At 72.8% G+C, this 24,933-nt stretch carries 23 protein-coding genes; 10 read left to right on the top strand and 13 right to left on the bottom strand.

Annotated elements, in window-relative coordinates; all coding sequences use genetic code 11:
• Position 1 precedes the first annotated feature (1 nt).
• The 11 genes from C6W10_RS13165 to C6W10_RS13115 all read right to left on the bottom strand — a co-directional run bounded on the left by C6W10_RS13165 (position 2) and on the right by C6W10_RS13115 (position 13,379).
• Positions 2-2,347: a bifunctional diguanylate cyclase/phosphodiesterase gene (locus C6W10_RS13165; protein ID WP_199853925.1), complete on the bottom strand. Its 2,346-nt coding sequence runs from the start codon at positions 2,345-2,347 to the stop codon at positions 2-4.
• 181 nt (positions 2,348-2,528) lie between these two features.
• Positions 2,529-4,658 carry an NAD-dependent DNA ligase LigA gene (gene ligA, locus C6W10_RS13160; RefSeq protein WP_107263908.1) on the bottom strand — a complete coding sequence of 710 codons (2,130 nt, stop codon included), beginning with the start codon at positions 4,656-4,658 and terminating at the stop codon, positions 2,529-2,531.
• Positions 4,659-4,772: 114 nt separating this feature from the next.
• Positions 4,773-5,795 (bottom strand): ADP-ribosylglycohydrolase family protein, encoded by a 1,023-nt coding sequence (locus C6W10_RS13155; protein WP_234361735.1) that lies wholly within the window; start codon positions 5,793-5,795, stop codon positions 4,773-4,775.
• A gap of 181 nt (positions 5,796-5,976) precedes the next feature.
• Positions 5,977-6,351: a VOC family protein gene (locus C6W10_RS13150; protein ID WP_107258323.1), complete on the bottom strand. Its 375-nt coding sequence runs from the start codon at positions 6,349-6,351 to the stop codon at positions 5,977-5,979.
• A 35-nt stretch (positions 6,352-6,386) separates the two neighbouring features.
• The gene (locus C6W10_RS13145; protein WP_107263907.1) at positions 6,387-7,334 is read right to left on the bottom strand and encodes a methionine synthase; all 948 of its coding nucleotides are present in this window, start codon (positions 7,332-7,334) and stop codon (positions 6,387-6,389) included.
• A 244-nt stretch (positions 7,335-7,578) separates the two neighbouring features.
• On the bottom strand, positions 7,579-8,658 hold the full coding sequence (mnmA, locus tag C6W10_RS13140; protein ID WP_199853924.1) for a tRNA 2-thiouridine(34) synthase MnmA: 1,080 nt from the start codon (positions 8,656-8,658) through the stop codon (positions 7,579-7,581).
• A gap of 98 nt (positions 8,659-8,756) precedes the next feature.
• Positions 8,757-9,935 (bottom strand): cysteine desulfurase family protein, encoded by a 1,179-nt coding sequence (locus tag C6W10_RS13135; RefSeq protein ID WP_107263906.1) that lies wholly within the window; start codon positions 9,933-9,935, stop codon positions 8,757-8,759.
• A 202-nt stretch (positions 9,936-10,137) separates the two neighbouring features.
• Complete coding sequence (locus C6W10_RS13130) at positions 10,138-11,097, bottom strand: electron transfer flavoprotein subunit alpha/FixB family protein (RefSeq protein WP_107258321.1); 960 nt, start codon at positions 11,095-11,097, stop codon at positions 10,138-10,140.
• Between the two features lie 28 nt (positions 11,098-11,125).
• Positions 11,126-11,905 carry an electron transfer flavoprotein subunit beta/FixA family protein gene (locus C6W10_RS13125; protein WP_107258320.1) on the bottom strand — a complete coding sequence of 260 codons (780 nt, stop codon included), beginning with the start codon at positions 11,903-11,905 and terminating at the stop codon, positions 11,126-11,128.
• Positions 11,906-12,153: 248 nt separating this feature from the next.
• Positions 12,154-12,561 carry a hypothetical protein gene (locus tag C6W10_RS13120; RefSeq protein WP_107258319.1) on the bottom strand — a complete coding sequence of 136 codons (408 nt, stop codon included), beginning with the start codon at positions 12,559-12,561 and terminating at the stop codon, positions 12,154-12,156.
• Positions 12,558-13,379, bottom strand: a complete 822-nt coding sequence (locus C6W10_RS13115; protein WP_107258318.1) for a GNAT family N-acetyltransferase — start codon at positions 13,377-13,379, stop codon at positions 12,558-12,560. Before C6W10_RS13115 ends, C6W10_RS13120 begins: the two co-directional genes overlap by 4 nt.
• Before the next feature lie 42 nt (positions 13,380-13,421).
• On the opposite strand from C6W10_RS13115, the gene C6W10_RS13110 reads away from it, so the two are divergent.
• The 4 genes from C6W10_RS13110 to C6W10_RS13095 all read left to right on the top strand — a co-directional run bounded on the left by C6W10_RS13110 (position 13,422) and on the right by C6W10_RS13095 (position 16,649).
• Positions 13,422-13,814 carry a YidH family protein gene (locus tag C6W10_RS13110; protein WP_107258317.1) on the top strand — a complete coding sequence of 131 codons (393 nt, stop codon included), beginning with the start codon at positions 13,422-13,424 and terminating at the stop codon, positions 13,812-13,814.
• On the top strand, positions 13,811-14,140 hold the full coding sequence (locus C6W10_RS13105; RefSeq protein ID WP_107258316.1) for a DUF202 domain-containing protein: 330 nt from the start codon (positions 13,811-13,813) through the stop codon (positions 14,138-14,140). The genes C6W10_RS13110 and C6W10_RS13105 overlap by 4 nt, the downstream gene beginning before the upstream one ends.
• Positions 14,141-14,167: 27 nt before the next feature.
• Positions 14,168-14,593, top strand: a complete 426-nt coding sequence (locus C6W10_RS13100) for a PLD nuclease N-terminal domain-containing protein (protein WP_107258315.1) — start codon at positions 14,168-14,170, stop codon at positions 14,591-14,593.
• 187 nt (positions 14,594-14,780) lie between these two features.
• Positions 14,781-16,649: a hypothetical protein gene (locus tag C6W10_RS13095; RefSeq protein ID WP_107258314.1), complete on the top strand. Its 1,869-nt coding sequence runs from the start codon at positions 14,781-14,783 to the stop codon at positions 16,647-16,649.
• Positions 16,650-16,709: 60 nt separating this feature from the next.
• On the opposite strand, the gene C6W10_RS13090 is transcribed toward C6W10_RS13095, so the two are convergent.
• Entirely contained in the window at positions 16,710-18,332 is a 1,623-nt protein-coding gene (locus C6W10_RS13090; RefSeq protein WP_107258313.1) for an acetolactate synthase, read from the bottom strand.
• A gap of 127 nt (positions 18,333-18,459) precedes the next feature.
• The gene (locus C6W10_RS13085) at positions 18,460-19,233 is read right to left on the bottom strand and encodes an enoyl-CoA hydratase-related protein (protein ID WP_107258312.1); all 774 of its coding nucleotides are present in this window, start codon (positions 19,231-19,233) and stop codon (positions 18,460-18,462) included.
• A 144-nt stretch (positions 19,234-19,377) separates the two neighbouring features.
• Between C6W10_RS13085 and C6W10_RS13080 the strand changes: the two genes are divergently transcribed.
• The 6 genes from C6W10_RS13080 to C6W10_RS13055 all read left to right on the top strand — a co-directional run bounded on the left by C6W10_RS13080 (position 19,378) and on the right by C6W10_RS13055 (position 24,830).
• Complete coding sequence (locus C6W10_RS13080; RefSeq protein ID WP_107258311.1) at positions 19,378-19,857, top strand: DUF6232 family protein; 480 nt, start codon at positions 19,378-19,380, stop codon at positions 19,855-19,857.
• 74 nt (positions 19,858-19,931) lie between these two features.
• Positions 19,932-20,810 carry a hypothetical protein gene (locus C6W10_RS13075; RefSeq protein WP_107258310.1) on the top strand — a complete coding sequence of 293 codons (879 nt, stop codon included), beginning with the start codon at positions 19,932-19,934 and terminating at the stop codon, positions 20,808-20,810.
• A gap of 191 nt (positions 20,811-21,001) precedes the next feature.
• On the top strand, positions 21,002-22,336 hold the full coding sequence (locus C6W10_RS13070) for an ABC transporter substrate-binding protein (RefSeq protein ID WP_107258309.1): 1,335 nt from the start codon (positions 21,002-21,004) through the stop codon (positions 22,334-22,336).
• A 13-nt stretch (positions 22,337-22,349) separates the two neighbouring features.
• Entirely contained in the window at positions 22,350-23,312 is a 963-nt protein-coding gene (locus C6W10_RS13065; protein WP_107258308.1) for a carbohydrate ABC transporter permease, read from the top strand.
• 74 nt (positions 23,313-23,386) lie between these two features.
• Complete coding sequence (locus tag C6W10_RS13060) at positions 23,387-24,241, top strand: carbohydrate ABC transporter permease (protein WP_234361734.1); 855 nt, start codon at positions 23,387-23,389, stop codon at positions 24,239-24,241.
• Positions 24,242-24,347: 106 nt separating this feature from the next.
• Entirely contained in the window at positions 24,348-24,830 is a 483-nt protein-coding gene (locus C6W10_RS13055) for a DUF6232 family protein (RefSeq protein ID WP_107258306.1), read from the top strand.
• The last annotated feature ends 103 nt before the right edge of the window (positions 24,831-24,933 follow it).

The raw sequence follows: 24,933 nt of genomic DNA, 5'->3' as shown, positions 1-24,933 counted from the left end.
TTCACTCCACGCTCGGATGCAGCCGGGCCGCCGCCTCCGCCTTCGCCGGCCCGCCGCTCGCCGTCACCGGCGTGCCCGGCTCGACCGGCTCGGCCAGCACGTCCCGCTCAATCGTCGGCCCGGCCACCCCGGCCGGCCGGTCCGGCCGCTCGCCGAGCTGCGCCGCCCCGTCGCCGTTGCGCACCGCCCGCTCGCCGAGCGGTGCCGCCCGGCCGTCGTCCCGCCCGGCCCGGACGCCCGAGCCGGTCCGCTCCGCGCCGGTCGGGGCGGGGCCGCCGGCGCCGACCCGGGTGGCGGGGCTGATCGGCCGGTACCGGGAGAGCCAGGTGACCAGCTCCTCCGCCGGCATCGGCCGGGCGAAGAACCAGCCCTGCGCGACCTCGCAGCCGGCCTCGTGCAGCAGCCGCCAGGTGCGCTCGTCCTCCACCCCCTCGGCGACGACCCGCAACCCCAGGGCACCGGCCAGCTCGATCACCGACCGGACGATCGCCGCGTCGTCGGCGTCGGCGACCATCCCGAGTACGAAGGAGCGGTCGACCTTCACCTCGGCCAGCGGCAGCCGGCGCAGGTGCTGCATCGAGGAGTAGCCGGTGCCGAAGTCGTCCATCGAGATCGCCACCCCGATCCGGTCCAGCCGGGTGATGGTGGCCAGCACCCGGCGCGGGTCGGCCATCAGCGCGCCCTCGGTCATCTCCAGCTGGATCCGCGACGGCGGTACGCCGTACCGGGCGAGCCGCTCCGCGATCTGGTCGGCGATCTCCCCGGTGTGCAGGTCACGGACGCTGACGTTGACCGCCGCCCGCAGTTCCAGCCCGGCGGCGGACCACTTCGCGAGCTGCTCCACCACGTCGTCGACGACCCGACGGGTCAGCAGCCGCATCACCGCGCTCTGCTCGGCGACCCGGATCAGCTCCTCCGGGTCGACCATGCCGCGCCGGGGGTGCCGCCAGCGCAGCAGCGCCTCCACCCCGACCACCTCGCCGGTGGCGATCGCGATCTGCGGCTGGTAGTAGAGGGTGATCTCACCGGCGTCGTCGGCCCCGGTCTCCAACACCCGGCGCAGGTCGGCCAGCAGGCTCAGCCGCTCCGCCGAGTTGTGGTCGGACTCGGCGGCGTAGACCGCCACCGGGTCGCCCCGGTGCTTCGCGTCGTACATCGCCACGTCGGCGTGGCGCATCAGGGTGGCGAAGTCGGCGCCGTGCTCCGGATAGAGCGCTATCCCGATCGAGCCGCCGACGTCCAGCGGCAGCCCGTCCAGCGGTACCGGGTCGGTCAGCTCCCCGACCACCCGGTCGGCGACCCGCCGGGCGTCGGCCACCCCGTCGAGCCGGGTGGCGAGGATGGCGAACTCGTCCCCGCCGAGCCGGGCGATCAGGTCCGGCGGGCGTACGGCCGTGGTCAGCCGGGCGGCGACCTCGACCAGCAGCCGGTCCCCGACGGCGTGCCCGAGGGCGTCGTTGACGTGCTTGAAGCGGTCCAGGTCGAGCAGGAGCAGCGCGAGCTGCCCGCCGGGGGCCTGCTTGCCGGCCAGCTCGGCGTGCACCGCCACCTGCTCGGTCACCTCGACCCGCAGCGCCTCCCGGTTGGCCAGCCCGGTCAGCGGGTCCTGCCGGGCGAGCTGCTCCCGTTCGGCGGAGAGCCGGGCCATCCGGGAGACGGCGTAGAGCGGCAGCACCATCATCGGGACCAGCGCCGGGCTGGTCCGGGCGGCGGCGACCAGCACCGGGGCGAGCAGCAGCAGCGAGCCGGTGGCGAGCAGCTCGAAGCCGAGCCCCTGGCGGATCCGGGTCCACCACCGCCCGCCGAAACGCAGCCGGACGGCGGTGGCGACCAGGCCGTGGTTGACGGTCAGCCAGGCGCCCGCCGCGCCGACCGCGACGAGCACGTCGAGCGGCCGGAGCCGGTCGGTCCCGCCGAACCCGTCACCGGGTACCAGCCGGACGACCGCGTCGGCGGCGACGAGTGCGCAGGCGTACTGGGCGATGTTGAAGATCGTGCGCCAGGGCGCGTACCGCATCCGCCAGCCGGAGACCAGCACGGCGGCGGCCTGTACCGCGATGGCCGGCCCCGGCCCCCACTCCAGGGCGACGGCGAAGGTGAAGCAGATCGACGGGAAGACCGACATGCTGCGCCGCTCGGCGTGCGGGCTGAACGGGCGGGCGTCGAAGGTGACCGCGAGGGCCGCCATCAGCCAGAACGCCAGCGGCAGCCGGGGCAGCTCGCCGGGGAGGGCGAGCAGCGACACGGCGGAGACCCCGACGGCCAGGCCGACGACAGCCCAGACGAAGCCGAAGAACGGCGCCGTCCGATCTGGAGGGACGGAGTTCCGCAGCGCGGCGGCCTCCATGTGACCTCCCGAACCTCTCGGTCTGGGCGCGGCGGCTGCCGCGCGACGTGCCTCCCATGAAACGCCCTGACCCGCGCCCGGCGGGAGGCGACAGACGCGAATCGGGCCTAGTCGTGACTAACTTGAAATACTGCGCATCTTGCCCAGGAAGTTCTGTTACGGAGTGCTGATCGACCCATTACTAATCGTCACTGAGTACGAGCCTACCCGCGGCCTCCGGACCCTCCGTGAGCAGCGCCGCGAAACCGGCCTCGTCGAGCATAGGCACCTTCAGCGCCGCCGCCTTCTCCGCCTTGGAGCCCGGGTTGTCACCGACCACCACGAAGTCGGTCTTCTTCGAGACGGAGCCGCTGACCTTGGCGCCCCGCAGCCGCAGCTCCTCGGCCGCCCGGTCCCGGGTGTACCCGGACAGCGTCCCGGTCACCACCACGGTCAACCCCTCCAGCGGGCGCGGCCCCTCCTCGACCCGCTCCTCGGCCATCCGTACGCCCGCCTCGGCCCACTTGCGCAGCACCTCGCGGTGCCAGTCCACCTCGAACCACTCCCGCAGGCTGACCGCGATCGTCGGCCCGACACCGTCCACCGCCGACAGTTCCGGCTCACCGGCCGCCTCGATCGCCGCGATCGAGCCGAACTCCCGGGCCAGCGCCTCGGCGGCGGTCGGACCCACGTGCCGGACGGAGAGCGCCACCAGCACCCGGGCCAGCGGCCGGTCCTTCGCGGCGGCGAGACTCTCCAGCAGCTTCTGCGCGTTGCGGCCCAGCGTGCCGTCCTTGCGTACGAAGAACGGCACCCGGGCCAGCCGCTCCTCGTCCAGATAGAAGAGATCGCCCTCGTCGGTGATCACTCCCGCGTCGAGCAGCGCGCCGACCGCCTTGAAGCCGAGCACCTCGATGTCCAGCGCCTCCCGGCTGGCCAGATAGAAGATCCGCTCGCGCAGCTGCGCCGGGCAGGTACGCGCGTTCGGGCAGCGGATGTCGACGTCACCCTCCCGGGACGGCGCCAGGGCGGTGCCGCAGGCCGGGCAGCGGGTCGGCATCTCGAACCGGCGGGCGTCCGGCGGGCGCAGCTCCACGATCGGCCCGAGCACCTCCGGGATCACGTCACCGGCCTTGCGGATCACCACCGTGTCGCCGATCAGCACACCCTTGCGCTCCACCTCGTGCGCGTTGTGCAGGGTGGCCCGGGCCACCGTCGAACCGGCCACCTTCACCGGCTTCAACTCGGCGAACGGCGTCACCCGGCCGGTCCGGCCGACGTTCACCTCGATGTCGAGCAGCTCGGTGGTGACCTCCTCCGGCGGGTACTTGAAGGCGATCGCCCAGCGGGGTGCCCGGCTGGTCGAGCCGAGCCGGCCCTGGATGGCCACCGGGTCGACCTTGACCACCACCCCGTCGATCTCGTGCTCGACGTCGTGCCGGTGCTCGGCGTAGTACTCGACGTAGTCGGTGATGCCGGCCAGGTCCGGCACCACCCGCCAGCGGTCGCTGGTCGGCAGCCCCCAGCCGCGCAGCGCCGCGTACGCCTCGGACTGGGCGGCCGGCGCGAACCCCTGCCGCGCCCCCAGGCCGTGCACGACCAGCCGCAGCGGCCGGCTCGCCGTGATCCGGGGATCCTTCTGCCGCAGGCTGCCCGCCGCCGCGTTGCGCGGGTTGGCGAAGGGCGGCTTCCCCTGCTCGACCAGCCCCGCGTTCAGGTCGGCGAAGGCGGCCACCGGAAAGTAGATCTCGCCCCGCACCTCCAGCAGCTCCGGGACGGGTTCGGTGCCGTCGGTCAGCCGCTCCGGCACCTCCTTCAGGGTCCGTACGTTCGCGGTGACGTCCTCGCCGATCCGGGTGTCGCCCCGGGTCGCGGCCCGGACCAGCCGACCCTTCTCGTAGGTGAGGTTGATCGCCAGCCCGTCCACCTTCAGCTCGCAGAGGTAGTCCACCGGACCGCCGGCATCCCGTTCGATCCGCTCCACCCAACCCGCCAACTGTTCCGGGGTGAAGGCGTTGTCCAGCGACATCATCCGCTCGATGTGCGGCACCGGGGTGAAGAGCGTGGAGAAGGTGCCGCCGACCCGCTGGGTCGGCGACTCCGGGGTACGCAGCGCCGGATAGCGCTCCTCCAGCGCCTCCAGCTCGCGCAGCAGCGTGTCGAACTCGGCGTCCGAGACGATCGGCGCGTCGAGCACGTAGTACCGGTACTGGTGGTCGGTGATCTCGGTGCTCAGCTCGGCGTGCCGGTCCCGTGCCCCGGCGGTCGGCTCCTCGCCGGCCGCCGCCTCCTGCTCCGGCCCGACCTGCTGCGGGATCGCTTCCTCGGACACCTCGACCTCCTCCGACCTCACCGCAAACCTAGCCGCCCTCCCCGGCACGCACAGTCGGACCGGCCTGGCCGGGCCGGGCGCCGCCGCCGGAACCCCGGCGGTACGCGGCGGCGGTCAGTCCCAGGCGGCGCCGAGGGTGCCGAGCTGGTCGGCGTACTCGATCCGGTCGGGCCAGTCGGCGGGCCAGGCCGCCATCCCGTACGCCGCGCCGACGAACGCCCCGGCCAGGCAGGCGATCGAGTCCGAGTCGCCGGAGGTGGTGGCGCCCCGAGCCAGCGCCGACACCGGGTCGTCGGCGTGCCGGATCGCGCAGTACAGGGCGGTGCCGAGCGCCTCCTCGGCGATCCAGCCCGCCCCGGTGGCCGCGCACGCGTCGGTGCCGTCGTCCGGTGACGCCAGCGCCGCGTCCAACGCGTCGAGCACCCCGAGGCACTCGTCCCAGCCCCGGGAGATGAAGGTGACCGGGTCGTCGACGGCGGGCCGCTGCCACAGGTCGCCGAGCCAGTCGGTCCGGTAGACGGCGCGCTGCCGTACGGCCCGGTCCCGCAGCAGGCCGGGCAGCTCGGCCAGGGCGGCGCCGTCGCGCAGCACCCGGACCGCGTACGCGGTCAGCTCGCTCGCGGCGAGCCCGGTCGGGTGGCCGTGGGTCAGCCCGGCCTGCAACTGGGCGACCCCGGCCAGCGTCTCCAGGTCGTAGCCGGGGACCAGCCCGACCGGGGTGACCCGCATGTTGGCGCCGCAGCCCTTCGAGTCGGCCATTGTCGCCGCCTGCCAGCGCAGCCCCTCGGCCAGGCCGCCGCAGGCGCGCAGGCAGGTCATCCCGGGGGCGCGATTGTTCTCCGGACTCTGCGCCCAGGCCACGAAGCGCTGCCGGAGCAGCGGCTCCAGCGCCTCGGGGGTGGGCGCCGGGCCGGCCTCGTGCAACGCCCAGCCGACCGCCAGCCCCATCTGGGTGTCGTCGGTGACCCGGGCCGGATCGCCGACCAGCTCGCGGGGGCCGGCCGGGCCGTACCGGCGGTGGATCTCGACGACCGGCAGGAACTCGGTCGGCGCCCCGAGCGCGTCACCGTAGGCCAGCCCGAAGAGCGAGCCGGAGGCGCGGGCGAGGCGTGGCGAGGCGGTGACCGGATCAGGCATGGCGGCCATCTTCCCGGAGTCGTTCCGGCGCCGCCACCCGCCCGCTCGGCCTGCCCAGTCGTCCCAGCGGAGCCTGGTCAGTTGCCCAGTCGTCCCGGCGGAGCCGGGTGAGTCGGCCCAGTCGTCCCAGCGGAGCCGGGTGAGTCGGCCCAGTCGTCCCGGCAGGGCCCGGTCGGTTGGCTCAGTCGTCCCAGCAGAGGCAGAACGGGTGGCCGGCGGGATCGGCGTAGACCCGCCAGCCCTGGCCCTCGCCGGGCAGCCGGGTCGCACCGAGCGCCAGCGCCTGGGCCTCGGCCTGCTCGATGTCCTCGACGGTGACGTCCAGGTGGAACTGCTGCGGCCGGTGCGGGTCGGGCCAGCGCGGCTCCCGGAGGTTGACCGCCTTCTGGAAGGCGAGCCGGGGATGCTGCCCCGGCTCGCCGCCGAGCACGACCCAGCCATCGTCGTCGTCGGCCCCCCGATCGTCGACGGGCAGCCCGAGCAGCTCCGAATAGAAGCCGGCCAGGGCGCGCGGATCGGGGCAGTCGATGACGACGGAACGGAGGTGACCGATCATGCCCCCATCCTGCCCGTCGGATGTGACAGGAAAACCTACTCCTCGGCGAGTCGGCGACCCGCGTCCCGGCAGGCGGTGAGGAGGGTCCGGGCGTACTCGCCGGTGGCGCCGGCCAGCCCGCAGGCGGGGGTCACCACCACCTGCTCGGCGAGCCGGGCGCGGGGGAAGCCGAGCCGGTCCCAGAGTTGGCGTACCCGATCGGCGACCTGGGCCGACGACGGCCCGCGCCCGCCCTGCGGCGGCAGCGTCGGTGCCGCCCCGGCGAAGAGTCCCAGCCCGGCGTCGATCGCCTCGCCGACCGGGTCGAGCCGGTCCACCAGGGCCAGGTCGAGCGCGACCGCGACCGCGCCGGTCGACCGGACCAGGTCCAGCGGTACGTCCGGGGCACAGCAGTGCAGCACCACCGGCGCGTCGACGGTCGACACCACGGTACGGAGCAGCCCAGTCGCCGTCCCCGACTCGACCGGCCGGTACGCCCCCAGCCCGCTCTCGGTCGGAATCCGCCCGGCCAGTACGGCGGGCAGCGCCGGCTCGTCCAGTTGCAGCAGCACCGTGGCCCGGGGCAGCCGGCGGCGGACCTGCGCCACGTACCCGCGCAGCCCGTCGGCGAGCGACTCGGTCAGGTCCCGGACCGCCCCGGGGTCGCGGAGCATCCAGCCGCCGACCGGAAGCTCGACGTTGGCGGCCAGGGTGAGCGGTCCGGCCGCCTGCACCTTGAAGGTGCCGGTGAACTCGCCGGCCTGCTCGGTCATCTGGTCCAGGTCACGTTCCAGCAGGTCGAGGGCCTGACGCAGGTCCCGCCCCGGACGCCCGGCGATCCGCCACCGGGCGGCGTAGAGCTCGACCGGCAGGTCCACCAGCAGCCCGGCGCTCCGGCCGACCAGGTCGGCACCGGGTCCCCTGGCGGGGAGTTCGGGCAGGTGCGGCACGGGAAGCTCGCCGAGCACGATCCGCTGGGCCTCGGCGATGTCGGTGCCGGGCATCGAGCCGATGCCGGAGGCCGCCCCGGCCGGCCACGGCCACGCCGGCCCGGTCGCCGCCGTCGAGTCGGCCGGTTGGTCGGGCAGCTGCTGTTGATCGGTCACGTCGGCAGGTTATCCCGGCACCGGCAGTCCACCCGGCACCGGCGGTCCATCCGGCACTGCCCGGCCATCCGGCACTGCCCGGCCACCCGGCACCGACGGTCCATTCGGGCACTGCCGGGCATGCGGCACCGGAGCGACGCTCTCAGGCGGCGGCGCTGATGGTGGCCGAGCCGAGCACGACATCGCCGCCCGGATCGGGCCGGTAGACCACGATCGCCTGCCCGGCCGCCACCCCACGGACCGGCTCGCGCAGCTCGGCGCGCAGCGCCGCCCCGTCGAGCCGGACGGTGGCCGGCACCACCTGGCCGTGTGCCCGCAACTGCACCTCGCAGTCGAAGGCGTCGGTCGGCACCGGTCCACCGGTCCAGACCGGCCGCTCGCCGCTCACCGTGCGGACCTCCAGCGCCTCGGCCGGGCCCACCGTCACGGTGTTGGTCTTCGGGGTGATCGAGAGCACGTACCGGGGCTTCCCGTCCGGGGCCGGCACGCCGAGCGCCAACCCCTTGCGCTGCCCCACCGTGTAGGCGTACGCGCCGCTGTGCGCGCCGACCACCGCACCGGTGCGGGCGTCGACGATCTCGCCGGGCGCCTCGCCCAGCCGGTCGGCGAGGAACCCCCGGGTGTCGCCGTCGGCGATGAAGCAGATGTCGTGCGAGTCGGGCTTGTCGGCGACCGCCAGGCCCCGGTCGGCCGCCTCGGCGCGTACCTGTGCCTTGGTCGAGTCGCCGAGCGGGAAGATCGACCGGTCGAGCTGCTCCCGGGTCAGCACCGCCAGCACGTACGACTGGTCCTTGCCGAGGTCGACGCTGCGCCGGAGCAGCCCGTCCGGGCCGAGCCGGGCGTGGTGACCGGTGACCACGGAGTCGAAGCCGAGCGCCACCGCCCGGTCCAGTACGGCGGCGAACTTGATCTTCTCGTTGCACCGCAGGCACGGGTTCGGGGTACGCCCCGCCGCGTACTCCGCGACGAAGGTCTCCACCACGTCTTCGTGGAACCGGTCGGCCAGATCCCACACGTAGAACGGGATGCCGAGCACGTCCGCCGCCCGCCGGGCGTCCCGGGAGTCCTCCAGGGTGCAGCAGCCCCGGGCACCGGTCCGGTAGGTCTGCGGATTGCGCGCCAGCGCCAGGTGTACCCCGGTGACGTCGTGTCCGGCCTCCACCGCCCGCGCGGCGGCGACCGCCGAGTCGACCCCGCCGGACATCGCTGCCAGTACCCTCACCGGTCCATCCCCTCCACCTGACGAGCCTAACCGGTGCGGAAGGGCCCCTTCATATCGCCTTTTCGCGGGTGCGGGGCCCTCCTGACACCTGAAGGGTGTCAGCTCCGGGCCGACTTGACCGCGCCGGCCCGGCGGGCCCGCTCGACCACTCCGGGCAGCGCGGCGACCAGCGCGTCGACGTCGGCGGCGGTCGAGGTGTGCCCGAGCGAGAACCGCAGCGACGACCGGGCCCGGTCGTCGTCGGCACCCATCGCCAGCAGCACGTGCGAGGGCTGCGCCACCCCCGCCGAGCAGGCCGACCCGGTCGAGCAGGCGATCCCCTGCGCGTCCAGGAGCATGAGCAGGGCGTCCCCCTCGCAGCCGGGGAAGGAGAAGTGCGCGTTTCCGGGCAGCCGCTCGGTCGGGTCGCCGTTGTAGAGCGCCTCCGGCACCGCCTGCCGGACCCGGGCCACCAGGTCGTCGCGGAGCGCGGCGACCCGCGTCGCGTACTCCTGCTGGGCCTTGACCGCCGCCTCGACCGCGACGGCGAAGGCGACGATCCCGGCCGCGTCCAGGGTGCCCGAGCGGACGTCCCGCTCCTGCCCGCCGCCGTGCAGCACCGGGGTGCAGCCGACGTCCCGGCCGAGCAGCAGCGCACCCACCCCGACCGGTCCGCCGAGCTTGTGCCCGGTGACGGTCAGCGCGGCCACCCCGCTGGCGGCGAAGTCGACCGGTACCTGGCCGACCGCCTGCACCGCGTCGGTGTGGAACGGGATGCCGTACGCGGCGGCCACCTCGGCGAGCGCGGCGATCGGCTGGACGCTGCCCACCTCGTTGTTCGCCCACATGGCGGTGACCAGGGCGACCTCGTCGGCGTGCGCGTCGAGTTCCGCCGCCAGCCGGTCGGGGTCGAGTCGACCGGTCTGGTCGACCGGCAGCCAGTTCGCGGCCGCACCCTCGCGGGCGGCCAGCCACTCGACCGAGTCCAGCACCGCGTGGTGCTCCACCGCGCTGGCCACCACCCGGATCCGCCCCGGGTCGGCGGCCCGGCGTGCCCAGAAGATGCCCTTGACCGCGAGGTTGTCGCTCTCGGTCCCGCCACCGGTGAAGACCACCTCGGAGGGTCGGGCGCCCAGGGCGGCGGCGACCCGCTCGCGGGACTCCTCCACCCGGCGTCGGGCCACCCGGCCGGCGGCGTGCAGTGACGACGGGTTGCCGACCTCGCGAGCGGTCGCGACGTACGCCTCCAACGCCTCTTCGAGCATCGGAGTGGTGGCCGCGTGATCAAGGTAAGTCATCAACGTCCAGCCTAGTGCCAGGGTCCGGACCGCCCACCCGGCCGCCCGGCCGTGCGTCACCGGCCCGGCGGCACCGCCCCGAGCGCGGATCACACCCCTGGCCAGCGACGAAACCCGGCCGGATGCCCTGGGGGCGCCCGGCCGGGTATCGCACGTCACACCGCCGTCGGCGGGTGGTGACCCGCCGAGGGCATACTTCCGGCTATCGCCGCTTGCGGATTTCTTCAGCCGCCTGCGGTACGACCTTGAACAGGTCGCCGACCACGCCGAAGTCGGCCAGCTCGAAGATCGGTGCCTCGGCGTCCTTGTTCACCGCGACGATCGTCTTCGAGGTCTGCATGCCGGCCCGATGCTGGATCGCACCGGAGATGCCGAGCGCCACGTAGAGCTGCGGCGAGACGGTCTTGCCGGTCTGCCCCACCTGGAACTGGTGCGGATAGAAGCCGGAGTCGACGGCGGCCCGGGAGGCGCCCACCGCGCCGCCGAGCAGGTCGGCCAGCTCCTCTACCAGCTTGAAGTTGTCGGCGTTGCCGACGCCGCGACCGCCGGAGACCACCACCGACGCCTCGGTCAGCTCCGGCCGGCTGCCCTTCTGCTCGGCGACCCGCTCGACCACCCGGGCGAGCTTGTCGGTCTCGCCGAGCGTGACGTCGAGCTGCTCGACGGCGGGGGTGGCGGCGGCCGGGCTCGGGGTGACCGAGTTCGGCCGCAGGGTCACCAGCGGCAGGCCGCGGGTCACCTTCGAGGTGACGATGGTCGAGCCCGCGAAGGCGACCTGGGTGGCGGTGCCGTCGGCGGCGAGTCCGACCACGTCGGTGAGGATGCCGTTGTCCAGCTTGACCGCCAGCCGGGCGGCGATCTCCTTCCCCTCCTGGCTGGAGGCGAGCAGCACGGCGGCCGGCTGCACCCGACGGACCAGCTCGGCCAGTACGGTCGCCTTCGGCGCCACCAGGTGGCCGTCGATCTCCTCGTGCTCGGCCGCGTAGATCTTCTCCGCGCCGTACTCGCCCAGCCTGTCGCCGAGCGCGGCGGCGGCGCCGGGTCCGCCGAGCACCACCGCTGCCGGCGTACCCAGCTCGCGGGCGAGGGTGAGCAGTTCGAGCGTGACCTTCTTGACGCCGAACTCGCGGGTCGCCTCGACGACGACGAGAACCTCGGTCATGACTTCTCCTCCTGATTCCCGGTCGCGCTCAGACGAACTTCTCGGTGGCGAGGAACTCGACCAGCTTCGTGCCGCCGGTGCCGTCGTCGGTGATCCGCTCGCCGCCGGACCGCTCGGGGCGGCGGCTGTGGTCGAGCACCGTACTGGTGGCGCCGGCGAAGCCGACCTCGTCGGCGGCGATGCCCAGGTCGGCCAGGGAGAGCGTCTGCACGGGCTTCTTCTTGGCCGCCATGATGCCCTTGAAGGAGGGGTAGCGCGGCTCGTTGATGGTGTCCCAGACCGAGACCACGGCCGGGGTCGCGGCGGCGACCACCTCGTAGCCCTCCTCGGTCTGCCGCTCCACCGTGAGGTTGCCGCCCTCCACGGTCAGCTTGCGGGCGCCGGTCAGCGCGGCGATGCCGAGCCGCTCGGCGAGCATGTGCGGCATCACCTGCACCCGGCCGTCGGTGGACTCGGCACCGCAGAGCACCAGGTCGGCGCCGAGCTGGCCGAGGGCGGCGGCGAGCACCTTGGAGGTGGCCACCGCGCAGGAGCCGTGCAGGGCGTCGTCGAGGACGTGCACGGCCTTGTCCGGTCCCATCGACAGCGCCTTGCGGATCGACTCGGCGGCCTTCTCCGGACCCATGGTCAGCACGGTCACCTCGCCGCCCTGCGCCTCCTTGATCCGCAACGCCTCCTCGATGGCGTACTCGTCCATCTCGTTGATGACGTTGTTTGCCGACCCCCGGTCGACGGTGTTGTCGTCACTGCGCAGGTTGCGGTCCGCGCCCGAGTCGGGCACCTGCTTGACGAGTACGACGATGTTCATCGCGCTTCGACGACCCTCCTGTGAATGCCGATCCCCGCTGATCGTGGCGATCCCGCCGGGTTGCTCGGGAGCAGCCTCCCGCGTTCCTTAACGATCGGTCAACCGAAGACCGACGGGCCGGCGCGGGAGAAGGTGTGGCGTTACTTACGGCTAATGTTACCCGCAAGTAGCATACGGCTCGGGCCGCTCCGGAGTGAGCCGGCTCACCGTCACCCGCCCGACCATCGCGTCCGGCCGGGCGCGCCGGCTCAGCCCGCCGCGTCCAGCGCCTCCCGCACGGTGGCCATTGCCGCCGCCTCACCCGGGCTGATCCCCTCGTGCGCCCGGGCGACCTGCTCGGTGGCGCGCAACACCGCCGAGCGGTAACTCGCCACCTCGTCGGGCGCCTTCGACCTGAGGATCTCCACCGACCGGCGCAGCGCCGGCAGCACCGCCGCCGGCACCTCGGCCGGCGACCCGCCGGGCAGCCGGGGCAGCGCGCCGGTGGTGAGCAGTTCCCGGACCAGCCCGGTGGTACCGGCGAAGGCATCCGACGCGGCCAGACTCTCCTTGATCATGGAGAACGCGCCCGGTTCGGCGCTCGACACCAGATAGACCGCACCGAACGCGGCACCCTTCAGGGTCGCCCGCTCCTCCTCGGTCAGCGGTTGCGTCACGGGTTCGGAGTGTAGACGTACGGCGTGGTGGTGGTGACCGGGACGAAGCCGAGCCGCTGGAGAATTGGCCGGCTCTCCTCCGAGGCGTCCACCTGCAACAGGCTGAAACCCCGGGCGTCGGCCAGCCGGGCCCGGTGGGCCAGCAGCGACCGGTAGATGCCCCGGCGACGCCAGTGCGGCAGGGTCGCCCCACCCCACAGGGTGGCGAACCGGGTGCCGGAGACGAACCGGACCCAGGCGGCGCTGACCAGCTCGTCGTCGGTCTCGGCCACCACGATGGCCAGCGGCGGCTGGTCCAGCTCCGCACCGGCGGCCAGCTCCCGCTCCAACCCGTCGGCCAGCCAGCTCCCGTCGTCGTCGCCACCCCAGACCCGCGTCTTCAGCTCCGCGATCCGGTCCAGGTCGGCACGCTCGGTCACCTCACGCAGGCGTACCCCTTCGGGCGGCACCGGCAGCGTCGCCGCCAGTGACGCGACCGGGCCGATCACCACGGTCTCCCGCTCCTCCGGCACGAAACCGGCGGCCACCAACCGGTCCGGCAGGTCCGCCGGCAGGTCGTGGCCGTGCAACTTCCACTCCACCGGCTGGCCCAGCCCGCCGAAGAAGTTCCGCTGCCGCACGATCAACTCGTCCAGCGCCGCCCCGGTCAGGCCAGCCAGATCCCGGTACGTCACGAAGCCGCCCCGGTCCAGCCCCTGGATCCGCAGCAGCGGACCGTCCCGGTCCACCGTCACACCCGCCGGCACCGGCTCCGGCGGGCGGGCCCGCAACTGGTTGTCGTAGGCCGTCCGCAGCAGCTCGGCGTCGAGGTCGCTCACCCGCCCAGGCTACGGGCGATGTCCACCCGATAATCTCCGAACGTGTACCAGGCGGTCCGGCGGTGGTTCGACCCGCGCGAGCTGCGGGAGGTCGGCGAGACGCCGGACTACCGCTTCTCGCTGGCCAACGAACGCACCTTCCTGGCCTGGCTGCGTACCGGGCTGGCGCTGATCGCCGGTGGACTCGCCGTCGCCCAGTTCCTCCCCCCGATGCCGGTACCGCACCTGCGCGAGGCGCTCGCCGTGGCGCTGCTGCTGCTCGGCGGCGCGGTGGCGGTCCGGGCGGTGGACCACTGGGCCCGTACCGAGCGGGCGATCCGGCTCGGCGACGAGCTTCCCACCTCCCGGTTCCCCGCCGTACTCGCCCTGCTGGTCGGGCTCGGTGCGGTACTCCTCGTGGTGGCGGTGCTGGTGCAGGGCGGCCGGGAGCCGTGAGCCTGGAACGGGGCGGTCCCCGGCACCCGCCACCGGGGCGGGACGCCGGGCTGGCCGGCGAGCGGACCCGGCTCGCGTGGCGGCGCACCGTACTCGCGGTCGGCGTGGTGGCGGTGCTCGCCGCCCGGCTGGCCCTGTCGAACGGTACGGTCGGGGCGCTGGTCACCGCGCTGGCCGGGCTGGGCTGGCTCGGCGTGCTGCTGGTGACCTTTCCGCGGATCGCCGGCCGGCGACTCCGCCCCGGTCCGGCGCTACCGGTGACCGCCCTGGTCACCGCCGGTTTCGCCGTACTCGGCCTGCTGCTGGTGCTGGCGTCGGTGCACTGACCCCGACCGGTACGTCATCATGGCCAGATGGTCCGCCTCTACGCGCTCCTCGCCATCGGACAGCTCATCCTGGCCGTCGTCGCTCTGATCAGCTGCCTGTCGGCCGAGGACGACGAGATCCGCGCCCTCCCCCGGTTCGCCTGGGTCCTGATCATCCTCTTCTTCCCGCTGGTCGGCTCGATCGCCTGGTTCGTCGCCGGCCGGCCGGCCCGCACCGAACGGCCGGCCGCCGGTGGGCGTCCCGCCGGTGGGCGTCCGGGCGGTGGTCGGGACCGCCGGCCGCCGCTCGCCCCGGACGACGACCCGGAGTTCCTCCGTTCCCTGGACGACGAGCGGTCGAAGCGCGACCGCGAACTCTTCGACAACTGGGAGCGGGACCTCCGGCGCCGGGAGGAGGAACTGCGGCGCCGGGACAGCGAGCCGCCCCGCGAAGAGGACAAGCCGGACGTCTGACCGATCCCCCGGTCCGGTACCGCAGAACCCGCTGCCGGCGCTCGACCGCCCGGTGGCGGGCCACCGACGGAGTCCGCCGTTCCGGGGACCCGTGACCCTGCCCGGCCGTAGCATGGCCGAGATCGGTGCCCACCACCCCTCGCACCGCTGATTGGCGCGGCCGCGCCCGGGGCGAAGGACGACAGGCATGGCACACGGGGTGGTGACCGGGCCGGCATGGCCGGCGGACGGTTCGGCGGAGCCCGACGACCGCCGGCCCCGCCGACCGGGGTGGCTCGGGGACTCACCGACCAGGCTCGGCGTGCTGACCTTCGGGCTGGCCCAGGCGGTACTGCTGTTCTGGTGGGCCGCCCGCTATCCCGGCCTGTTCAGCCCGGACTCGCTCGACCACGTCTGGCAGGCCACCACCGGCAACTGGAACACCCACCACCCGGTCAGCTACACCGCACTGGTCTGGCTGTCGGTGCGACTCACCGGCGGAATCGGCGCGCTGACCCTGGCCCAGACCGCCGCGCTGGCCGCCGGCCTGGCGTACGCGGTCACCGGGCTGCGCCGGATCGGCGGCCCGGCCTGGGCCTGGGCCAGCGCCGCGGTGGTGCTCGTCGCGCTGCCTCCGGTCGGCACCTTCACGGTCTGCGTCTGGAAGGACGTGCCGTACGTCGTCTGCCACGTCTTCCTGCTCGGCACGGTGGCCCGGCTGCTCGCCGTACGCCGGCCGGACCGCACCGGCACCCCGGCGCAGCCGAACGGTCGCGGTCCGGCAGCCGGCGGCAACGCCTTCGGTACGGTCGTCCGGCACGCCGCCCCGGCACCGTGGGCGGCCGGACGTCCGGCCGGAGAGAGCCGGCGACCGTCCTGGGGGCTGCTCGGCGCCCTCGTCGCCGAACTGACCCTGAGCTGCCTGTTCCGGCAGAACGGCTTCGTGGTGGCGGCGATCGTCACCGTGCTGCTGGCGCTGCTGCTGCGCGGGTTGGCGCTGCGGGTGCTGCTCGCCGGGGTGGTGGCCGCCACGGTCGCGCTGCTGACGAACTGGACCCTGCTGCCCGCCCTCGGGGTACGGGACAGCGAGTCCATCGTGGCCTACGAGGCGTTCCTCGCCGACCTGGCGATCGGGTACGCCGAACGGCCGGCCGACTTCCCCGCCGCCGATCTGGCCCTGCTGACGAAGGTGGCGCCGCTGACACACTGGCGCCAGTCGGCGGACTGCTACACCGTCGACTCCACGGTCTACCACCCCGACTTCGACCGCCGGGCCGCCGCGGCGCACCACGACGAACTGCTGTCGGCCTGGTGGCGCCTGGTACGCCGTTCGCCGGAGACGGTGCTCGCCGCCCGGACGTGTCGGGGTTCCATCGCCTGGCGCCCCACCCCGGCCGGCGGGTTGCGGGCCAACCCGACCGCCTGGGCGCTGCCGATCTATCTCGAACGGGATCCGAGGTTCCAGCGGCCGGAGGTGCTGGCCGTCGCATACAGCCGGCCGCTCGGCGAGCCGGTCAGCGAGGCGGCGGACGTGCTCGCCAGCCGGGTCGGCCAGCCCGAGTGGCTGCTGTGGCGCGGTGCCACCTGGGCCTACCTGGCGTACCTGACGGTCGGGCTGCTGGCCTGGCGCCGACGGGACCGCGCGTTGCTGGCCCTGGCCACGCTGAGCCTCGGCAACCAGCTCTCGGTACTGGTCGTCAACAACGCGCAGGCCGCCCGCTACATGGCCGCACCGTTCGTCCTCGGCGTACTGCTGCTGCCGCTGCTCGCGGCCCGCGACCCCGACGCGGCCGGGCCGGGCGGGCGGGACGCGCACCGGGCCTGGTGGAGCGGCGGGTCGCGCCGGGCGGGCGCGGAGCCGCCGCTGCGGGTCACCGACCTGACCGTGGTCGCCGGGCCGGGCATCCCCGCACCGACCGAACAGCTCGACCCGGCACACGCCGGCTCGGGCCGATCGCCGACGACCGACGCGACCCAGCCGGCACACCAGGTCGAGGCGGCGGACGAGTCCGAGTTCCGGGCTCCGCCGATCGGCCCGGCCGAGTGGTGGACCGACCCCGCCGACCGGTCCCGCTGACCGGCCGATCCCGTCACGGTCAGGCCCGGCAGCCGGGCGGCCGGGACTGGTCGGGCAGGGTCAGGCGAGGTTGGAGGAGCGTGGGTAGGCGTCGGCCGGGTCGGTCAGCACGTTGACCAGGTACGGCACGCCGGCGTCGAAGGCCCGCTCCAGCGCCGGCCCCAGGTCGGCCGCCTTCGCCACCGTCTCGCCCGCACCGCCGAGCGCGGTCACCACCTGGTCGTACCGCAGCTCGGGCTGGAGGTCGGCGGCGACGTCGTAGCCGTACATGCCGCGCATCGGGTGCTTCTCCAGGCCCCAGATGCCGTTGTTGCCGACCACGATCACCACGGGCAGCTTCTGCCGGACCAGCGACTCGACGTCCATCAGCGAGAAGCCGGCCGCACCGTCGCCCATCAGTACGCAGATCTGCCGGTCGGGGTGGCTGACCCTGGCCCCCATCGCGTAGCCCATGCCGGTGCCGAGGCAGCCGTACGGGCCGGGGTCGAGCCAGGTGCCGGGCTGGGCCGGCTCCAGGTAGCGGCCGGCGTACGAGACGAAGTCGCCGCCGTCGCCGATGGTGACCGCGTCCGGGGCGAGTGCCCGGCGCAGCTCGCCGTAGACCCGGGCCGGCTTGATCGGGTCGGTCTCGGCCGCCATCGCCGCCGCGTCCCTGGCCCGGGCGGCCTCCTCGGCGGTACGCAGCCCGTCGATCCACGACTCGTGGTCGGCCCGGTCACCGGGGTGCTCGGCGAAGGCGGTCAGGATCAGCCGCAGGTCGCCGGCCGGGCTGACGGTCGGCTCGACGTGCTGGGCCCGCTGGCTCGGCGCGTCGACCACGTGCACCACCGTGGCATCGCCGAAGTCGCCGAAGCCGAGCCGGAAGTCCAGCGGGGTGCCGACCACCACGACCAGGTCGGCGCCGCCGAGCGCGGCCCGGCGGGCCTTGGCGAAGCTGAGCGGATGGCCGGGCGGCAGGGCGCCCCGGCCCATCCCGTTGGTGAAGACGGGTACCCGGAGCGCCTCGGCGGCGGCCCGCAGCGCCTCGACGGCGTCCCCCGCGTAGACGTCGGAGCCGGCGATGATCACCGGCCGCTCGGCCTCGGCGATCAACCGGGCGGCCTTCGCCACCTCCTCCGGGTCCGGCTCGACGGGCGCGATCGCCGGCCCGGCCGGCACCGCCACGTCACCGGTGGAGAAGATCACCTCCAGCGGCAGGTCCAGGAAGACCGGCCCCCGGTGCGGGGTCAGCGCGGTGGTCAGCGCCTCGGCGACCGCACCCGGTACGTCGTCGGTCGACCAGACCGTGCCGGCGTGCTTGGTCACCGGGGCGACCAGCGGTACGTGGTCGATCTCCTGGAGGCTGCCCGAACCCCAGCGGAAGGCCGGCGCCCTGCCGCCGAGCACCAGCACCGGGGAGGCGTTGAAGAAGGCACTGGTCAGCCCGGAGATCCCGTTGGTGACGCCGGGGCCGGCGGTGAGCACGGCCAGTCCCGGCCGGCGCTGCAACTTGGCGACCGCCTCGGCGGCGAAGACGGCCGACTGCTCGTGCCGGACGTCGTAGATCGGAAAGCCGGTACGGTGCGCCGCGTCGTACAGCGGGAAGACGTGGCCGCCGGAGAGGGTGAACATCTCCCGCACGCCGTACGCCCGCAGGGCCGCGAGGGCCAGGTCGCCGCCGTGTCCTTCGATCCGATCCGTCATCGCCGCTCCTGTCGTCCGCCGTGCTCGTCGTCCGCCGTGCCCGCCGCCCGTCCGGCCGGGTTCCTGCGAGGTTACCGGTCGGCTGGAAAGAACGTGAGAGACACTCGCCTATCCGCCCGGCCGGGGGTCACCGGCCGGTGAAGTCGGGGCGGCGCTTCTCGACGAAGGCGGCCATCCCCTCCCGGCGGTCGTCGGTGGCGAAGAGCGCGGCGAAGAGCTGACTCTCCCAGGCCAGCGCGGAGGCGAGATCCATCTCCAGTCCGCCGTCCACCGCCTGCTTGGCCGCCCGCAGCGCCTGGGCCGGACCGGTCAGGTACGGCCGGACCAGCGCCACCGCCTCGGCGTAGACCCGATCGGCCGGGGCCACCCGGTCGGCGAGACCGATCCGGAGCGCCTCGGCGGCGTCGACCATCCGACCCGACATGATCAGATCCTTGGCCCGGGCCGGGCCGACCAGCCGGGCCAGCCGCTGCGTGCCGCCCGCACCGGGGATGATGCCGAGCTTGATCTCCGGCTGACCGAGCTTCGCGTCGTCGGCGACCACCCGCCAGTCACAGGCCAGCGCGAGTTCGCAGCCGCCGCCGAGGGCGTACCCGGTGATCGCCGCGACCACCGGCTTCGGGATCCGGGCCAGGGCACCGAGCGCGCTGGAGAGATCGGCGGCCCGCTCCGCCATGTCGACGTACGACATGTCGGCCATCTCCTTGATGTCCGCGCCGGCCGCGAAGACCTTCTCCCCGCCGTACACGATGACCGCGCGGACGTCCGGATCGGCGGAGACCGCGGTGGCGGCGGCGCGCAACTCCTCCTGCACCTGCGTGTTCAGCGCGTTCATCGGCGGGCGGTCCAACCGGATCGTGCCGATGCCCTCGTTGATGTCCACCCGGACCAAGTCGCCCACAGCCCACCTCCACGTCGAAGTCGCGAGGCTCACCCTAACGGGCGTTCGGCCAGCCCCCGCAGGTCGGTGTGGATTCGGGGCGGCACCTGCTGGGTAACGTTTCCGGATACGCTGAGCACGTCGGACTCACCGAGCGGAACGGCGATGACCACCTACTACGACGACCGCACCATACGGATCACCTCCGAGGCGATCCGCGTCGACGGCCGGGCCTATCCGCTGGCCGAGGTGGCCCGGGTCTGGCACGTCCGGGGCGCCCGCTCCTGGGGCACCCTCGCCGGCCGGGGCGCGCTGCTGGCCGGGCTCGTCGGCCCGCTGGTCGCCGCCGCCATCGGCATCGTGATCGCGGTACGCCTGCACACCTCGCTCACCGCCACCATCGCGATCGTCGGCGGTTCCGTCCTGGTGGGGCTGGCCGCCGCTCCGGTCGCCGACTTCCTGCTGGAGCACGTCGACCGCAGTTACGCCCGGGGCGCGCACCGGCTGGAGATCTGGGCACAGTGGCGCGGGCTGCCGGTCCGGTTGCTCAGCACCGGCGACGCGCTGCGGTTCGGCCAGGTCTACCGGGCCCTGGAGCGGGCCGTCGAACAGGCCGCGACCGCCACTCCGAGCCGCAACCGCTGACCGGCGAAGCGCTCCGACGCCCGCCCGCGTCGCCATCACCGCAAGTGTCGTACCGCTCTCCTAACGTACCCGCCATGCCGAGTGCCGAGCACGAGTCCCCGGTCGCCCTGGCCAAGCTCGACCCGAGCCTGGTGGCCTGGCTGCTGACGCACGTGTTCGACGTGAAGGTTCCGGACTACCACCACGCCCGTCCGCACGCCACCGACGTACGGGTACTGGTCCCGCGCACCTACCACGCGGACAGCATGCTGCTCTTCTGCGACCCGGCCGACCGGCCACTGCTGGCGGCCGTACTGGAGATCCAGCGCCGCTGGGACGCCACGAAGCGACGCACCTGGAAGCTCTACGTGGCCCAACTCGAAGCCGAGTTGGATGTCGATACGGCGTTGCTGGTCTACTGCCCGGACCTCCGGACCGCCCGCCGCTACCGGGGGCTGTTCGAGTTCGACGGGTTGAGCCTGTCGCTGCGACCGCTCATCTTCACCCCGAACGACGTGCCGCTGGTCGTGGACGTGGACCTGGCCCGAACCAACCCGGCGCTGGCCGTCCTCTCGGCCATCTGTCACGGCCAGAACGCCCAGGTGGAAGCCACCTTTCCGGCGCTGATGGAGGCGCTTCGCTCGGTCGGTCCGAAAACGGCAATCTTGTATTATGACGTCGTACTGGCCGGACTGCCGGCGGCGGTCCGGACTCGTTGGGAGGCCTTCATGACCACCATGGCGGACTACGAATTTCGCAGCGATCTGCTGCGTGAGCTTGCCGCCCGATACGAGAAGCAGGGCGAGGCCCGAGGGGAGGCCCGGGCGATCCTGACGGTGCTCGAAGGGCGTGGCGTCGCCGTACCCGACGAGGCCCGCGAGCAGATCCTCGGCTGCACCGACCTGGCCCAGCTCGACAGCTGGCTCCGCCGCGCCGTCAACGCCAGCACGGTCGACGACGTCCTCGGCGGGTAGGCCGGCGACGACCGGCGACGACAGCTCGCCGGTCGCTTTCGGGTTCCGCGCGCCGGTCGATCCGGCATCAATTGATCTAAGTCCTTGACCCTCCTCCGCCAACCCTCCTACTGTTGCCGGCAGGTTTCGTGCGCGGATCGGCTGCTGCGAATCGGTGGTCGACCCCACCCGCAGCGGCGCGAGGAGACACGATGGCGACTTTCCCGTCCGGCCCGTCCGTTCCGCCCGCGACCTCCCGCCCCGCGTCCGGCCCCGCACCGGGCATGCTCGACCGGCGGCGTCTGCTCGGTGGCGTCGCCGTCACGGCCGGTGCCCTGGCCCTGCCGGCGGGGCTGGCCGGCTGCGAGAAGCCGACCGAGGGCGGCAGCGGCGGCGGGACGGTGACCTTCGGCTCGAACTACTCCGACGAGGTGCCGAAGAAGGCGATCGCCGAGGTGCTCGCCGGCTCAGGTCTCGACGTGAAGATCAACACCGTCGACCACAACACCTTCCAGGAGAACATCACCCGCTACCTCCAGGCGACTCCGGACGACGTCTTCACCTGGTTCTCCGGCTTCCGGATGCAGTATTTCGCCGCGCAGGGGCTGGCCACCGACATCTCCGACATCTGGCAGTCGGTCGGTGGCGACTTCTCGGCCGCGATGAAGCAGGCCTCCACCGGTACCGACGGCAAGCAGTACTTCGTGCCGTTCTACTACTACCCGTGGGCGATGTTCTATCGGAAGAGCGTCTTCCAGGAGCGGGGTTACCAGGTCCCGAAGACCTGGGACGACCTCAAGGCGCTCGCCGCGAAGATGCGCTCGGACGGGCTGATCCCGATCGCGATGGCCGACAAGGACGGCTGGCCCGCGATGGGCACCTTCGACTACATCAACATGCGCAGCAACGGGTACGACTTCCACGTCAACCTGATGGCCGGCAAGGAGTCCTGGGAGGACAGTCGGGTCAAGCAGGTCTTCACGCTCTGGCGGGAGCTGCTGCCGTACTGCCAGCCGGGGGCGAACGGGCGCACCTGGCAGGAGGCGGCGCAGTCGCTGGGCCAGAAGCAGACCGGGATGTACCTGCTCGGGATGTTCGTCGGCCAGCAGTTCCAGGGCGAGGTCGCCGCCGACATGGACTTCTTCCCGTTCCCGCAGATCGTCGAGGCGCACGGGCAGGACGCGGTCGAGGCGCCGATCGACGGCTTCATGATCTCCAGCAAGGTGAAGAACGTCGACGGAGCGAAGGAGCTGCTCCGCTATCTGGCCAGCGCCGAGGCGCAGAACGCGTACCTGAAGAGCGACCCGAACAACGTCGCCACGCACAACGGCGCCGACACCAGCGGGTACAGCGCGTTGCAGAAGAAGGCGGTCGAGCTGGTCAGCGGGGCGAAGCAGATCTCCCAGTTCCTCGACCGGGACACCCGGCCGGACTTCGCCTCCACGGTGATGATTCCCTCGTTGCAGAGCTTCCTGAACGCCCCGAACGACATCGACGGGCTGTGTAGGCGGATCGAGTCGCAGAAGAAGACCATCTTCGCCTCCTGAGCGGCGGTCGCCGGTGACACCGACTCCGACGGCACCGCCGGTCGAGGCTGGGCGGGCGGCCGACGTACCCGGAAGGCCGGCCCGGCGTCGGCGGCGCCGGATCGGCCGGTTCAGCCCTCGCGACATCGCGGTGATCGGGCTGCTGCTCGGCCTGCCGCTGCTGCTCGACCTGGCGCTGATCTGGGGGCCGGCGCTCGCCTCGATCGGGCTGTCGTTCACCTCCTGGGACGGGCTGGGCGAGATCCGGCCGGTCGGGCTGGACAACTACGTCAACATCGTCAGCAACTATCCGCCGTTCTGGCCGGCGGTCTGGCACAACCTGCTCTGGCTCGCCTTCCTCGGCCTGGTCGCCACCCCGTTCGGGCTGTTCCTGGCGGTGCTGCTGGACCGGGAGATGCGGTTCACCCGCTTCTACCAGACCGCCTTCTACCTGCCGGTGGTGCTCTCGCTGGCGGTGGTCGGCTTCCTCGCCCAGCTCATCTTCTCCCGCGACTACGGGGCCGCGAACGCGCTCCTGGGCCGGACCGACAACCCGGTCGACTGGCTCGGCGACCCGTCGATCAACCTCTGGTCGGTACTGCTGCTGGTCGGCTGGCGGCACGTCGGGTACGTCATGCTGCTCTACCTGGCCGGGCTGAAGGCCGTCGACCCGGCCCTGAAGGAGGCGGCGGCGATCGACGGGGCGAACGAGCCGCAGACCTTCTTCCGGGTGGTGTTCCCGACGCTGCGGCCGGTCAACGTGATCGTCCTGGTGATCACCGTCATCGAGGCGCTGCGGGCGTTCGACATCGTCTACGCGATCAACCGGGGGCGGAATGGGCTTGAGCTGCTCTCGGTGCTGGTCACCGACAACATCGTCGGGGAGGCCAGCCGGATCGGGTACGGGTCGGCGATCGCGGTGATCCTGCTGCTGATCTCCACCGGCTTCATCGCGGTCTACCTGGTGCAGGTCTTCCGGCGGGAGGACGAGGCATGAGTGTAGGTGTCGGGGAACGGGTCGCTGCTGGGGGCCGGTCGACGGTGGGTGGCAGTTCGCGCCGGAAGCGGCCGGTGAGCCCGTGGCGGGTGGTGATCCGGGTCTTCCTCTGGGCGATGGCGCTGGGCTGGCTCGTGCCACTACTGCTGCCGCTCTACGCCTCGCTGCGGCCGTACGCGGAGACCGCCGCCGAGGGGTACTTCTCGCTGCCGAAGACGCTGAACTTCGACTACTACGTGCAGGCGTGGCAGGGCGGCAACCTGCCCCGGCACTTCCTGAACACGCTGCTGGTCGCCGTACCGGCGGTGGTGTTGACGCTCTTCTTCGCCTCGTTCGTGGCGTTCCTGATCTCACGGCGCCGGCTGCCCGGCGGGCGCCTGCTGTTGATCCTCTTCACCGCCGGCAACCTGCTGCCGCAGCAGGTGGTGCTGACCCCGCTCTACCTGATGTACACCAAGCTGCCGCTGCCATGGTGGATGAGCTGGCCGTCCGAGCTGGTCTACGACTCGTACTGGGGGATCATCGCGATCCACGTCGCGTTCCAGACCGGATTCTGTGTCTTCGTGCTGAGCAACTACATGGACACCATCCCGCGCGAGCTGATCGAGGCGGCGACGGTGGACGGGGCCGGGGTGTGGCGGCAGTACTGGCGGGTGGTGCTGCCGCTGGTCCGCCCGGCGCTCGGCGCGCTCGGCACCCTGGAATTCGCCTGGATCTACAACGACTTCCTCTGGGCGGTGGTGCTGATGTCCACCGGCGACAAGCTGCCGGTGACCAGCGCGCTGAACAATCTGCGGTCGGTGTACTTCACCGACTACAACCTGCTGGCGGCCGGTTCGATCCTGGTCGCCCTGCCGACGCTGATCGTCTTCTTCGTGCTGCAACGGCAGTTCGTCGCCGGGCTGACGCTCGGCGCCAACAAGGGATGAGGCTTGGCGTCGAGAAGGGCTGACCCTGGGCGTCGACAAGGGCTGACCCGAATCCGACCGGGCGGGGTGGTGGCGCTCACACCGGCTGCCGCGCTTTGCTGGAACGGTGACGCTCTATTACCGGGACGACACGGTACGGGTAACCTCCGAGACCATCCACGTGAACGGGCGCACCGTGCCGGTCGCCGAGGTGTCGTACGTCTGGCATGCCAGGGGCCCGGGTACGGCCCGGACCCGGGGCCGGATCGCCGGTCGGGGCGTACTCATCTTTCTGCTGTCGATCCCGCCGCTGGTGGTGATCGTCTGCGTGCTGTCGCTGGCGTACTCGGCACAGGACCGGGGCGAGTGGAAGCTGGCGGCGATCGTCCTGGCGGTATTCGTCGTCGGTGCGTTGGCCCTCTTTCCGTTCCTGGAGGTCCCGCTGTACTGGCTCGACCGGTCGTACGAGCGCGGCGCGAAGGTGCAGGAGCTGTGGGTGCAGTACCGGGGCGAGGAGGCGATGCTGCTGCGCAGCTCGGACGCGCTGCGGTTCGGGCAGATCTACCGGGCGATCCAGCGCGCCATCGAACAGCACTCCCCTGAGGGATGACAGCCCACCGACACCCAGATGTGGGCGGTCCACCGCGATCTGATCCGACCACCGACCACCGACACCCGCTCGCGATCACGAGCCGGGCGGGTACCGCCGGGGA

The sequence above is a fragment of the Plantactinospora sp. BB1 genome (assembly GCF_003030385.1).
Classification (GTDB): domain Bacteria; phylum Actinomycetota; class Actinomycetes; order Mycobacteriales; family Micromonosporaceae; genus Plantactinospora.
Note: the sequence above shows the minus strand (reverse complement) of the source record. Positions and strands in the feature narration are given on the sequence as shown.